General features: G+C 52.1%; 11 protein-coding genes. 8 read left to right on the top strand and 3 right to left on the bottom strand.

All coding sequences use genetic code 11. From position 1 onward, the window contains the following. Positions 1-34: 34 nt before the first annotated feature. The 3 genes from ACFE8Q_RS00820 (at position 35) to ACFE8Q_RS00810 (ending at position 3,560) form a co-directional block, all read left to right on the top strand. The gene (locus ACFE8Q_RS00820; protein ID WP_375443449.1) at positions 35-733 is read left to right on the top strand and encodes a succinate dehydrogenase cytochrome b subunit; all 699 of its coding nucleotides are present in this window, start codon (positions 35-37) and stop codon (positions 731-733) included. A 25-nt stretch (positions 734-758) separates the two neighbouring features. Beyond that, the gene (locus ACFE8Q_RS00815; protein ID WP_375443448.1) at positions 759-2,696 is read left to right on the top strand and encodes a fumarate reductase/succinate dehydrogenase flavoprotein subunit; all 1,938 of its coding nucleotides are present in this window, start codon (positions 759-761) and stop codon (positions 2,694-2,696) included. A 111-nt stretch (positions 2,697-2,807) separates the two neighbouring features. Then, a complete protein-coding gene (locus ACFE8Q_RS00810) occupies positions 2,808-3,560 on the top strand; it encodes a succinate dehydrogenase/fumarate reductase iron-sulfur subunit (RefSeq protein WP_375443447.1) in 753 nt (250 codons plus the stop codon). Positions 3,561-3,756: 196 nt separating this feature from the next. Here the strand turns inward: ACFE8Q_RS00810 and ACFE8Q_RS00805 are convergent, their stop codons facing one another. Then, on the bottom strand, positions 3,757-5,175 hold the full coding sequence (locus ACFE8Q_RS00805) for a carbohydrate porin (RefSeq protein WP_375443446.1): 1,419 nt from the start codon (positions 5,173-5,175) through the stop codon (positions 3,757-3,759). 215 nt (positions 5,176-5,390) lie between these two features. Here ACFE8Q_RS00805 and ACFE8Q_RS00800 point away from each other — a divergent pair, with 215 nt between their 5' ends. From ACFE8Q_RS00800 to ACFE8Q_RS00785, 4 genes are all read left to right on the top strand, one after another. Beyond that, on the top strand, positions 5,391-6,740 hold the full coding sequence (locus ACFE8Q_RS00800; protein WP_375443445.1) for a TolC family protein: 1,350 nt from the start codon (positions 5,391-5,393) through the stop codon (positions 6,738-6,740). A 62-nt stretch (positions 6,741-6,802) separates the two neighbouring features. After that, the gene (locus tag ACFE8Q_RS00795) at positions 6,803-7,909 is read left to right on the top strand and encodes an efflux RND transporter periplasmic adaptor subunit (RefSeq protein WP_375443444.1); all 1,107 of its coding nucleotides are present in this window, start codon (positions 6,803-6,805) and stop codon (positions 7,907-7,909) included. Positions 7,910-8,036: 127 nt separating this feature from the next. Next, entirely contained in the window at positions 8,037-11,168 is a 3,132-nt protein-coding gene (locus tag ACFE8Q_RS00790) for an efflux RND transporter permease subunit (RefSeq protein ID WP_375443443.1), read from the top strand. 132 nt (positions 11,169-11,300) lie between these two features. Then, a complete protein-coding gene (locus tag ACFE8Q_RS00785) occupies positions 11,301-11,843 on the top strand; it encodes a low affinity iron permease family protein (protein ID WP_375443442.1) in 543 nt (180 codons plus the stop codon). Positions 11,844-11,865: 22 nt separating this feature from the next. Here ACFE8Q_RS00785 and ACFE8Q_RS00780 read toward each other — a convergent pair whose 3' ends face one another. After that, positions 11,866-12,060, bottom strand: coding sequence for a hypothetical protein (locus ACFE8Q_RS00780; RefSeq protein WP_085411483.1), 195 nt, complete (start codon positions 12,058-12,060; stop codon positions 11,866-11,868). 29 nt (positions 12,061-12,089) lie between these two features. Further along, entirely contained in the window at positions 12,090-12,539 is a 450-nt protein-coding gene (locus ACFE8Q_RS00775; RefSeq protein WP_370724592.1) for a cold-shock protein, read from the bottom strand. Positions 12,540-12,948: 409 nt separating this feature from the next. Here ACFE8Q_RS00775 and ACFE8Q_RS00770 point away from each other — a divergent pair, with 409 nt between their 5' ends. Beyond that, positions 12,949-13,791 carry an endonuclease/exonuclease/phosphatase family protein gene (locus tag ACFE8Q_RS00770; RefSeq protein WP_375443441.1) on the top strand — a complete coding sequence of 281 codons (843 nt, stop codon included), beginning with the start codon at positions 12,949-12,951 and terminating at the stop codon, positions 13,789-13,791. Positions 13,792-13,794: the final 3 nt, after the last annotated feature.

Raw genomic sequence — 13,794 nt, 5'->3', positions numbered from 1 at the left:
TGTTTTTCAACTGTTTATCTCTGCCAATCAATCTATGTCTTGGGTAACCCAAACGTTAGCCAGTTCACTGGGCCGGAAGGTGATTATGTCACTAACAGGCCTATTTCTGTGTACGTTTCTGATTGTTCACGTTGCGGGCAATCTTCAGCTTTTTAAAGGTGACGAAGGCCGGGCCTTCAACGAGTATAGTTACTTCATGACGCATAATCCGCTGATCATGACGGTTTCCTACCTGCTCTACACGTCGATTATCGTTCACGCCCTGATGGCCCTTATTCTGACGCGCCACAATCAGGCTTCACGCCCGGTGAAATACGCGTATGCAAAGCCCGAAGCAAACAGCCCGTGGTCGTCGCGGAACATGGGAATTTTGGGCACGATTCTGCTCATCTTTATTGTTCTTCATATGCGGACGTTCTGGTACGAGATGCACTTTGGCAGCGTACCAATGGCCGAGTATGACGGTAAGCAATATAAAGACCTGTATAAGACGGTAGTGGCCGCCTTCTCGCAGTGGTGGTACGTGGCCATTTACGTTATCTCAATGGCCGCTCTGGGCTATCACCTCGTCCACGGTTTCAAAAGTGGTTTCCAGACCCTGGGCTTACGTCATAAAAAATATACACCCCTCATCGAGTTTCTTGGTGTTTATGTCTTTGCCATTCTCATACCGGTTTTGTTTGCAGCCATGCCGGTATATATGTTCTTAAAACACGTAGGTATAATCGGATAAGTAGCTTTCCTAACAACGATTGTCTATGAACTTAGAGTCAAAAATTCCCGAAGGGCCGCTGGCCGAAAAATGGTCACGGCACAAGTTTAGTCTTAAGCTGGTAAACCCCGCCAACAAGCGTAAATACGACGTCATCGTTGTAGGTACAGGGCTTGCCGGTGCGTCTGCCGCTGCCTCGCTAGCCGAATTAGGCTATAACGTGAAAGCGTTCTGCTTTCAGGATAGCCCCCGCCGGGCCCACAGTATTGCGGCGCAGGGGGGTATCAACGCGGCCAAAAACTATCAGAACGACGGCGACTCAGTTTTCCGCCTCTTCTACGATACCATCAAAGGTGGTGACTACCGCGCCCGCGAAGGCAACGTGTATCGCCTGGCCGAAGTGAGTGTCAACATCATCGATCAATGCGTAGCGCAGGGTGTACCCTTCGCCCGCGAGTACGGCGGTCTGCTGGCCAACCGGTCGTTCGGTGGGGCACAGGTATCCCGTACGTTCTATGCGCGGGGACAAACCGGTCAGCAACTGCTGTTGGGTGCCTATTCGGCCCTGAGTCGGCAGATTGCCAACGGTAAAGTGAAGATGTACCCCCGCACCGAAATGCTCGACGTGGTGGTTCAGGATGGCAAAGCCCGTGGTATTGTGGTACGCAACCTGGTAACAGGTAAGATCGAGTCGCACGCGGCCCATGCAGTATTGCTGTGTACAGGCGGCTACGGAAACGTGTTCTACCTGAGTACCAACGCCATGAACTCGAACGTAACGGCGGCCTGGCGGGCGCACAAGAAAGGTGCCCTGTTTGGTAACCCCTGTTTCACGCAGATTCACCCGACCTGTATTCCGGTTAAAGGTGACTACCAGTCGAAACTGACCCTGATGTCGGAATCGCTGCGGAATGATGGTCGCGTTTGGGTACCAAAAACGAAAGAAGACGCCGAGAAAATCCGGAAAGGTCAGTTGAAAGCAACCGACCTGAAAGAAGAAGATCGTGATTACTTCCTGGAACGCCGTTACCCGGCTTTCGGTAACCTGGTTCCCCGCGACGTGGCGTCACGAAACGCCAAGAACATGTGCGATGAAGGACGTGGTGTTGCCTCAACAGGGCTGGCCGTTTACCTTGATTTTTCAGATGCGATCAAGCGCGACGGCAAAAAAACCATCGAAGCTAAATACGGCAACCTGTTCGAGATGTACGAAAAAATCGTCGACGACAACCCGTACGAAACGCCGATGATGATCTATCCGGCTGTTCACTACACAATGGGCGGTCTGTGGGTCGATTACAACCTGATGACGACCATTCCTGGCCTGTACGCATTAGGCGAAGCTAACTTCTCTGACCACGGTGCCAACCGCCTGGGTGCGTCAGCCCTGATGCAGGGTCTGGCCGATGGTTATTTTGTGATTCCCTACACGCTGGGCGACTATCTGGCTACGATCGGCCCTGCCGATAAAGTATCGGTTGACAATCCGGCGTTTAAAGAAGCCGAAGCCAATGTGAAGCACATGATCGATCGGTTCCTGACCATCAAAGGCGACAAGCCGGTTGATGCCTATCACAAGGCGCTGGGTCATATTATGTGGGAATACTGCGGCATGGCACGTAACGCCGAGGGCCTGACCAAAGCCAAGAAGATGATCCAGGAGCTGAAAGCTGATTTCTGGACGAACGTTCGGGTGATGGGCGAAAATGAAGAAATGAACCAGTCGCTCGAGCATGCCGGGCGTGTGGCCGACTTCATTGAACTGGGCGAACTGATGGTCGACGATGCACTGGCGCGGGAGGAATCATGCGGTGGTCACTTCCGCGAAGAGCACCAGACGCCAGACGGCGAAGCCCTTCGCGACGATGCCAACTACACATACGTATCGGCCTGGGAATACAAAGGCGACAACGTACCTGAAGTATTGCACAAAGAAGAACTTGAGTTCGAAAACGTCAAACTCACCCAGCGTAGCTATAAATAAATGTCATAGGTTGTCATTACGCTACGCTGTCATTAGAGGTCATTTACCGTTTTGCAATGAATGACTATCAATGACAGCGTAGCGTAATGACAACCTAATGACCCTTCTTCTATGAAAGTTAACCTCAAAGTCTGGAGACAGCGCAACGGGAACGCACAGGGCAAACTCGTTGACTATCAACTCGACAATATCTCTCCTGATATGTCTTTTCTGGAAATGATCGACGTGCTGAACGGCGAGCTAACCATGAAAGGTGAAGAAATAATTGCCTTTGACCACGACTGCCGCGAGGGTATCTGCGGTATGTGCTCGATGTACATCAATGGCCGGGCGCACGGCCCGCAAACGGGGGCTACCACCTGCCAGTTACACATGCGCTCGTTCAGCGATGGCGATACCATCGTGGTTGAGCCGTGGCGGGCCCGGGCATTCCCTGTTATCAAAGACGTGATGGTCGACCGGTCGGCATTCGACCGGATCGTTCAGGCGGGTGGGTACGTATCGGTCAATACTGGTTCTGCCCGTGATGCCAACGAAACACTGATTCCCCGCCCTATTGCTGATGAGGCGATGGATGCGGCTCAGTGCATCGGTTGCGGTGCCTGCGTAGCGGCCTGCAAAAATGCGTCGGCCATGTTGTTCGTCGCGGCGAAAGTATCGCACCTGGCGGTGTTGCCCCAAGGTCAGGCAGAAGCCAGCCAGCGTGCCGAGCGCATGGTAGCACAGATGGACGCCGAAGGATTTGGAGCTTGTTCGTTTACCGGTGCCTGCTCAGTTGAATGTCCGAAAGAGATTTCACTCGATCACATTGCCCGCTTGAACCGCGAATACCTGGGGTCGAAAATTACTTCAGAAGCTGTTTAATGCTTCGATGTGTTTCATATGAGAAAAGCCCAGCCAGCAACGGTTGGGCTTTTTTATTGGTTAATCTTGTCAGCGAGATGGCAAATCTAGACGAGTTTCACCCCACCCCCAACCCCCTAAAGGGGGCTAATGCGCTATTACAGAGCGACGCGGAGCATTAGCCCCCTTTAGGGGGTTGGGGGTGGGGTGAAACTTACTAAAATTCCACATGGGTACGTAGGGCAAACAAATTCACCGGACCACGATCGCCGTTGTAACCAGGGTTATCGACTAACTGATAATCAGCGGTTAAAAATAGGGCGCGGGTAAGGCGGGTTTTGTAGAACGCCTCCAGTATCTGCTCCGTTTTATAATTCGGCAACCTCCCGTCGCCAACCATAAACCCTATGCCACCTGCGTTTAGAAAGGCGGCATGATCGGGCGACAGACCATTGACGACGGCCGCGATGCCAATCGCATCTTCAGGACGACCCCAGCGCCCACCGGCAATAAAGGCTCCGGCCGAAATGCTTCGGTCAATCTCAGTAAAGGCCCAGGTAGCTGTCTTGCCATCATTCCAACTGGCACGAGCAAACAGGCCGCTGTTTTTGGCAATTGGCTGTTCAAGGCTTATGCCAAAACCGTATTTCACGCCACCGTACTGCTGTCCGTTTAAGATGTAGGGAAGCGACGTGTCGTACGTACCGTTGAGTAGCCGTTGGGTGGCATCCTGGTAAGCAGGTGCTTTCGAGGCATTCCGAAATGCCAGTAATCGAACGGTGCCAGGTTGCGCCAATACTCGATATCGACTTTCCAGTTCGATGGTTAAGCCACCCGACTGGCTGATAGTCCAGTCAAGAACATTACCATTAGCAGTCTGAGGCATCAGGTTGTAAGCAATCCGCAACTCATAAGCCGGCTTGACATACTCCACGGCTAGCCCCCAGGTGTAGCCCCGCGTATTGGCAGGATAATCCCAGGCACCGTAACTCATCAGCGACCAGTTGAAAAACTGCGTTCGGGGATCGTGTGAATACCTGTTATTGTCGAAGATATCGGCAACCGAAAACTTCCCGGCCGTGATAACCACCCGCGAGTCGGGACGACGTTGTTTTACGTGGTTTGCTTCCGATTGAATATCTTCTGGTTGTGCATCGTTGAGCGCAAAAACCTGCTCAACAAAAAACCGGGCCATATAAACGGCAGGTTTTGGACTACCAATCCGAAAGCTTTCGCCATTGGGGAAGCCAGCAATACCTACCGCCGCACTGTAGAGGGCGGGATTATACGGTTCGGCCACATCCCGATGGCCCACGCCCACCCCACCTGCAATCTCAGGATTGGCGTAGATAGCCGCGCCTTTCCATAATTTCCGGCCAACGAATAACGTCGTAGTTACCGATAACGCGGTATCAGGCAACGCACTAAGGGTATTATGACCAACGTACCCAGCGCCTTTGAAGCTTGTGTGTCCCTGCACAATGGTTGTGAATTGATAATGTAAGCTCCAGGCCTGCGACGAGTCCAGGTAGTTATTATTGTTGTCTTTCTGGGCGTATAAATCAACGATCGAACTACCAAGTAAGCTGAAGATTAATAAGCATTTACAGAATGAATTAGTACTTGGCAGGTGCATGAATAGCTGAGTGTAATTTGTAACTGCGAAGGTATCTGCACAGCATTAAATGAGTGTGAACACAGAATTAAAACCGCATAAACGTCCTCATTTTAGTTTAAGAAGGTCTTAATAACTGTTTAATTAGACATTAACAGGACGCTGGCTACTTGCACCCGCAATCAGGGCATTACTATTGCGCTGACCATGGCACACATCATAGACTAGTGATTTTTATGAAATTCTTAGTTGGAGTTAGCTCAACACAGTGGAAATACTTATGCTGCGCTTCACTCCTGTTCGGTTATTTATCCGGGCAAGCTCAGCCCCAGGCTCCTGCTGCTCCCATCGTTCCATCCGTTACCGATACGCTTCGCATTAGCCTGCCAGACCTGGAGCAACAGGTACTGACCCGCAATTATCAGCTATTGGCCCAACGGTACCAGATCGACATTGCTGGTGCTGCGATCACACAGGCCGGCTTACGCGTAAATCCGAATCTGTGGTTTCAAACCAACCTGTATAATCCAAACACGGGCAAAGTGTTACCACTCGGAACACCCTCACAGGCCGATCTACAGCAGCAAACCTTCAATAGTGGCTACTTCGCGGTGCAACTGCAGCAGGTGATCACGCTGGCCGGGAAACGATCAAAACTGGTTGCGTTGGCAGAGAGCAACCGTACACTATCGCAAATTGCTTTTCGCGATGTGTTACGGTCGCTGCGCTACCAGTTATATACGACCTACGCCAATCTGTATTTTGACCTACAGGCCCTGAACCTGTTTCGGGAAGAATTAGCCCGGCAGCAGCGATTGGTTGAATCAACCCGGATTGCGTTACAGACGGGTAGTGCAGCAACTTATGAAGTAACGCGCCTCGACGTAGCAAACCGGGATTTAGAAGCTAATATTTCAAATTACCGAAATCAGATTGCTGATGAGCAGGCTACTCTGCGCATTTTATTACGGCAGGCCAGCCCAACCTTCATCCTGCCCATTACACTATCATTACAAACAAAGCCTGCACCAGCGCTTAGTATGGCGCTCGATTCGGCCCTGACCAACCGCCCGGATTTGGCCCTGACACAGGAACAAATTACCAACGCTCAACGAAGCCTCAGCCTCGAACGTGCCCGCCGAACGCCCGACCTCACAACCGGGCTACTCTATGAACGCTACGGAAATGCCTATACCAATTTCATTGGACTACAGGCTAGTATGGACTTACCCATCCGTAATCGAAATCAGGGGGCTATCCGGGCAGCCGAACTGACGGCCAAAAGTGCCGGGGCTGGTCTCGAAAACGCCCAGGCCATCGTGCAGAGCGACGTCCTGAACGCCTATGACGTGCTGAATGCCTATTACCAACAGGTAAACTCCCGCCCACCAACGTACCTGGACCGGATTCAGAACATTGCCGTCGAGGCGTCGAAGGCGTACAACGCCCGCACCATCGGTCTCCTCGATTATCTGGACAAGATACGTACCTACCAGCAGGCACAACTTAACCACATCAACCTGCTCAATAACGTCTTCCAGAGTCAGCAACAACTTGATTTCGTAACGAACACGAAGTTTTTCTAAAAAGCCCCTCTCCCAACGTGGGCGGTCTGCCGCTACGGGAGGGGCTGGGGGTAAACATTCATATGAAACCGATCCATTCAATTTTCCCACTTCTCGCCGTTTGCCTGTTGGCCGCGTGCGGGAGCAAAGATGAGAAGGCCGCCAACGTACCTACGTCTGATGCCGACTCTACCGCCAGCTATCTTACCGATTCGGTGCGGCGGATGAACCCCGAAAACGAACTGATCCTCAACGGTACGGTCACCTTTGACCAGGACAATGTAGTTCGGGTGTTTCCACTGGTGTCGGGCAACGTCGAAAGAGCCAACGTAACGCTGGGCGTTTATGTGAAGAAGGGACAAGACCTGGCCGTGATCCGGTCGGGCGATATCTCGAATTACGTCAATAGCTATCAGGCCGATAAGGCTGATCTGGAAGTGGCACAACAGGCGGTGAAGAACACGGAAGCCCAGTATAAAGCTGGTTTCGCGTCGCAAACTGATCTGATCACCGCCCGCAACAACCTCAAGAAAGCGCAGGAAGAACTAGGCCGGTCAACGAATGTGCTGCGGGTTTATGGCGGCGCCAATGCGAATACCGGACAACCTTACTTCACGGTGAAAGCACCAATTGCCGGGTATATTGTGGAAAAAAACGTGAATACCGGTCAGGATTTACGCTCTGACAACCAGAATCCGCTTTACACCATTTCGAGCCTCCAGCGCATCTGGGTTATGGCGAATGTGTATGAACAGGACATTCCGCAGATTAAACAGGGCGAGGCAGTCGACGTTCAACTGCTGGCCTACCCCGACCGGATTTTCCGTGGCCACATCGACAATATTAGCAATGTTCTCGACGAACAGGCGCGGGTGCTGAAGGTGCGTATTGTGCTCGACAACAAAGAAGGCCTGCTAAAGCCCGATATGTTCGCCACCATTCACGTACACGTAGGTAACAATGGCGGTGGCACAGCCGGTAACGCCCTGGCCGTTCCCCAGAAAGCCGTCGTCTTCGACCGGGATCATTACTACGTGGTCGTACAAACGGGCAAAGAGAAGTATGAGGTACGTGAAGTGAAAGTAGAAAAAAACACGTCGCGCTATGCCTTCGTTGAAGGCAATGTCCGGCCCGGCGAAACCGTCATCACAGAAGGTAGCCTGCTGTTATACAACGACTTAACAGACTAAAAATACACCAACTCCAGCCTCTCCCCGTTAGGGAGGGGACGTTTTCTACAGCAGTTTTGCTACCTGGCAGAACTACGCCAAAGCTACCCTCCTCCCTGATGGGAGGGGCTGGGGTGGGGTCACCATCATGAACAAATTCATTCGCAGTATTATCACGTTTGCCCTTACGAACCGGTTTGCCGTGTTCTTCGGCATTCTACTCATCATTGTGGGCGGCGTGGCTAGTTTCATGGATACGCCCGTTGAGACGTTTCCCGACGTAACGAATACCAACACCATTGTCATCACGCAGTGGCCGGGCCGGTCGGCCGAAGAGGTAGAACGCTACGTGACTATTCCGCTGGAGACCGAGTTGAATTCGGTTCCCAAGAAAACCACGCTTCGGTCAGTATCACTGTTCGGCCTATCGGTGGTGACGATGATTTTCGACGATGGAGTCGACAACTTCACCGCGCAAACCAACGTAGCCAACCGCATCGCCGGCGTGGATCTGCCAGAAGGCGTACAGGCCGAAATTCAGCCGCCATACGGCCCAACGGGTGAAATTTACCGCTTCACGCTGGAAAGCAAAACGAAGGATATCACCGAACTGAAATCGATTCAGGACTGGGTGATCGAACGGCAAATCAAATCGGTGCCGGGCATTGCTGACGTGGTGAGCTTTGGCGGTAAAGTGAAGACCATCGAGGTAAGCCTCAACCCAACGCTGCTGGCGAACTACGGCTTCACGGCTGTAGATGTCGATCAGGCGATTCACCAAAGCAACGTAAACGTGGGCGGCGACGTCATCAAGCAAGGCAACCAGGCGCTCGTCGTGCGGGGTATCGGCCTGCTGACCAAGCCTGAAGACGTAGCCGGTATCATCATCGACAACGTCAACGGCGCGCCTGTCCGGGTACGTGACGTGGCTACTGTTCGCGAGTCGTTTCAACCCCGGCTGGGTATTGTGGGCCGCGACAAGAAAGACGATGTCGTGGAGTGTATCGTGGTGATGCGGAAGGGCGAGAACCCCAACGAAGTTATTCCCGCCCTGAAAGCAAAGATCGACGAGCTGAACAGCCAGATTTTACCCAAAGACGTCAAGATCAAGACGTTCTACGACCGCACAACACTGAACAACTACACCATGCATACGGTGGGTGAAAACGTGTTTCTGGGCATTTTCCTGGTCACAGTTATTCTGCTGCTATTCCTGGCCGACTGGCGCACCACGCTCATGGTAGCCATCGTCATTCCGCTCTCGTTGTTGTTTGCGTTTATCTGTCTGCGATTGCGCGGCATGACGGTCAACCTGCTCAGTATCGGCGCCTTAGACTTTGGTATCATCATCGACGGTGCCGTGATTATGGTGGAAGGCCTCTTCGTGATGCTAGCCCACCGAGCCGATCAGTTGGGCATGATGCAGTTTAACAAACGCGCCAAACTGAGCTGGATCGCGTCGTCGGCAACGGAGGTAGGGAAATCGATCTTCACCGCTAAAATCATCATCATTACGGCATTGCTGCCCATTTTCGCCTTCCAGAAAGTGGAGGGTAAACTCTTCAGCCCACTCGCCTGGACCATCGGCTTTGCTCTGCTCGGTGCCCTAATCGTCAGCCTCACGCTCATTCCGTTGTTGTGCTCGCTGCTGCTGAAAAAGAACGTCCGCGAACGGCACAACCCTATTGTGCAGGGAATCGAGAAAGGATACGTACCTGCGCTCGACTGGGCCATTCAGAAACCCAAAGCCATCATCGGCATCGCGTTGGCCGGTCTGGCAATCTCGGGCTACATCTTCGCCGCGCACGTGGGCTCCGAGTTTTTGCCAGGCCTCAACGAAGGATCGATCTATGTTCGGGCCAGCCTCCCCTACTCGGTATCGCTCGACGAAAGCTACGCCTACACGCGGAAGTTCCGGGCCATTTTTAAGGAGTTCCCTGAGGTACGTGGCGTGATCTCGCAAACCGGTCGACCAAACGACGGTACCGATCCAACCGGCTTTTTCAACAACGAATTCTTCGTGGACTTGTACCCCAAAGAAGAATGGACGCGCGGCCTGACCAAAGACCAGATCATTGAACAGATGCGGCAGAAACTAGCCCGTTTCCACGGCGTAACGTTCGGCTTTTCGCAACCTATTTCCGACAACGTGGAAGAAGCCGTATCGGGCGTGAAAGGGTCGATGGCGATCAAGATCATCGGGCAGGACCTGAACGTGCTTGATAAAGAAGCCACGCGGGTACTAAATGTGATGAAGAAAGTCCGGGGCGTCGAAGACCTTGGCGTATTCCGTAACCTCGGCCAGCCCGAATTCCGCATTACCCTCGACCCACAGAAACTGGCACTCTACAACGTACCTACCGACGTGGCGCAGTCGGTTATTGAAACGGCCATTGGCGGTAAAACCGTGACGCAGTATTTCGAAGGCGAACGCCGCTACGACATCAAAGTGCGGTACGACGAACGTTTCCGGTATTCGCCCGAAATGATCGAAAACCTGCTGGTGCCAACCCGGTCAGGGGCCAAGGTGCCGCTGAAGGAGATTTCGGAGATTACGACCAAGTCAGGTCCGGCGTTCGTGTACCGCGAGAATAGCGCCCGTTTTATTGCCATCAAGTTCTCGGTACGCGGTCGTGATCTGGGCGGAACCATTGCCGAAGCGCAAAAAACGGTAGGCGATCAGGTAAAACTGCCCGAAGGCTACCGGATGCGGTGGGCGGGTGAATTTGAGAACCAGACCCGCGCGCAAAAAACGCTGATGGTGGTGGTCCCCATCTCGATCACTGTCATCTTCCTGATTTTGCTGTTCACCTTCGGCAGTGCGCTCGACGCCACGCTCGTGATCCTGAACGTTCCTTTCGCCCTCATTGGCGGCTTCCTGGCGCTCTGGATTACCGGCATCAACTTCAGTATCTCGGCGGGGGTAGGCTTTATCTGTCTATTCGGCGTATCGGTGCTCAACGGCGTAATCCTCATCAACCGGTTCAAAGAGAACCAGCATCGGAAAATGCACATTCTGGAAGCCGTACGGGAAGGAGCCATCGCCCTGGTCCGGCCTATCATGATGACCGCCCTGATGGCTTCTTTGGGTCTGCTACCAGCGGCTTTATCGACGGGAATTGGTTCGGAAACACAGAAGCCACTGGCAACAGTGATGATTGGCGGTTTCATTACCAGCACCATCCTGTCGCTCCTGATCCTGCCCGTTATTTACGGCTTGATCTACACCCGTCAGGATCGAAAGAAACAGGAAAAGCGAGTGCAACCAGCCACTGTCTAGGCGAACTGCTTCTTGTATGTGTCGCTGTCGCGCAACAAAACAACGTTAAGTAGTTTTTAACGGCTCAAACCTACCGGTGCGAGCCGTTTTTACTGTTATACTAGACGAAAACCATCTTACACGATTATCTATATGGACCAGGAACAGACCTTCTCTGAACGCATGGCTGAACGCTTCGAGCGATTTGCCTTATACATAACCCGTATTACCGGCAGTTCAACTGCGTTTCTGCTGGCTTTTGCCGTCGTTATTATCTGGGCTACCACTGGTCCGTTCTTCCATTACTCCGAAACCTGGCAACTGGTAATCAATACGGGCACCACGATCATCACCTTCCTGATGGTATTTGTGATCCAAAAGGCGCAGAATAAAGAGTCGATGGCTGTGCAATTAAAGCTCAATGAGCTTATTGCGGCCACAAAAGGAGCCAGCAATAGGCTCGTTTCTGTTGAAGAGCTGTCGGAACAGGAGTTGGAAGTACTCCGACAACACTACCATACGCTTGCTGAATTGACTCGTACGGCCAGTGACTTGCGTAAGACGCACTCGGTAGAGGAAGCTATCCGCGATGCTCAGCAGAAACTGGAAGCAGAGGAAGCAGGCGAAGAAAAGGCCTATACCCGTAAAAAGAACGAGGCATCTACAGACGCCAAAAAGTCTGTAGATGCCTCGTAAACGTAACGTACCTGACTAAAGGTTATGAAGCTGAGCTGTTCCGCTTCCGCTTAATCGATGTCCGGGCGGCAACTTCGGCCTGGAATTTGATCTTCAACTGACGATCAAGTTCCTTATCCCGTGGAACGTAAATGCTGGTTTTCCCGTCCGAGAATTTGAGCATCCAGTAAACGTTGTCGGTAGTAGGCGGAATGGATGTATAAACTGGCTTGCTCATGATTCGTATGATAAAAATTAATGTATGATCTAGGCTACTTGCTTCCTAACCTCAACCGCATTAGGCCCTTTAGGGGTCTTCGTGACTTCGAAGGTTACTTTATCCTGTTCCGTGATGGCGTCTATGAGGCCGTTCATGTGAACAAAAATACTTTCCTGACTTTGCTGGTCCCGAATAAAGCCGTAGCCTTTCGAGGAGTTGAAAAAGGTAACGATCCCCTTCCTGACTAAATCTTCAGGGGCGGCATCTTCCTGCTTCGACACGCCGATCTGGATGTCTGCCTGGTCAATTACGCGCCTCTTTTTATTCGGGTCTGGCGGCGTCGACGTAATGTTTCCATTCTCATCAACGTAAGCCATCATGTCGTCAAGACCAAGGCCTTTCTGAGCACTGGCTTTGCGCTCTTCCCGCTTTTCATCTTTATCCTTTCTCTTTTTCTGTCTTGCTTTTTCTTTTTCTTTCTTGCTAAATGTCTCCATTCATGATTGGTATTAAGTGAGAGAACCCGCGCGCCTGCGCCAGGATTGATATCCAGAGAGGTAGGCAATCGCCTAAACGGGCCACCAATCCGTGCGGGTATAGTATAACCCACCGTATAGGCAACTGTAAACCATACAAATAAGTTGTACTTTTTAAATATAATTCGCCCTTATAGGCCCACTTAGTATGAAATAGGTTTGAAACTCTATTTTCAGCCCTATTTTATGCCCCCATTACTCAAACTAGAGCGGGCCGGTTATCTACCCTGGATATCCGCATCAGAACGTGTAAATTTAATAGTGTTCCATAGCTCAGTTCGCTTCATCTGTAACCGCTGACAGAATTGCTGATTGGCAACGTACCCAGCCAGGATAGTTAGCTCTGGGGGCTTTTGTCCTTTAGCCTGCAATGAGACTAATCCTATTTCTAAGCGTATGTAGCCTCTTCTGGACACACTCAGCGTTGGCCCAGAAGAAAGAGCAGATCACCGTTGCTTCCTATAACCTCCGTTACAATAATCCCGGCGATGGTATCAACGCCTGGCCAAACCGGAAAGAGATGGTGAAAGCCCTGGTCAGGTACCACGATTTTGACCTCTTCGGCGTGCAGGAGGCGTTACGCGGTCAGCTTGTCGATCTGGCCGAGATGAACGAATTTGCCTTTCTGGGTAAGGGCCGCGACGATGGGAAAGAAGCCGGTGAACATTCGGCCATCTTCTACAAAAAAGACCGCTTCGAGGTGCTCACGTCCGGTGATTTCTGGCTGAGCCAAACGCCCGACGTACCTGGCAAAGGCTGGGATGCTACCTGCTGCAACCGCATCTGCTCCTGGGCGAAGTTCAAAGACAAGACCACGAAAAAGACGTTATACTTCTTCAGCGTTCACTTCGATCATCAGGGCGTGGTAGCCCGCCGTGAATCAGGGAAATTGATGGTGCAGAAAATGAAAGAAATTGCCGGCAACGACCTGACCATCTGCGTCGGCGACCTGAACTCAACGCCCGATACCGAGCAGGTTAAGACCATCCAGACGCTCCTGAACGACTCGTATCAGGTAACCGCCATGCCGCCCTACGGCCCCGTAGGTACGTTCAACGGCTTTAAATTCGATGCCCCGTTGAAAGATCGCATTGATTACGTATTTGTCAGCAAACCCATCAGGGTCCTCTCCTACGCCGTCCTCACCGACGCCAAAGACCAACGCTACCCCTCCGACCACCAGCCCGTTGTAGTGAAGTTGACGATGAAATAGCGG

Source organism: uncultured Fibrella sp. (assembly GCF_964250085.1).
Classification (GTDB): Bacteria; Bacteroidota; Bacteroidia; order Cytophagales; family Spirosomataceae; genus Fibrella.
This window is presented reverse-complemented; position numbering and strand designations above follow the sequence as displayed.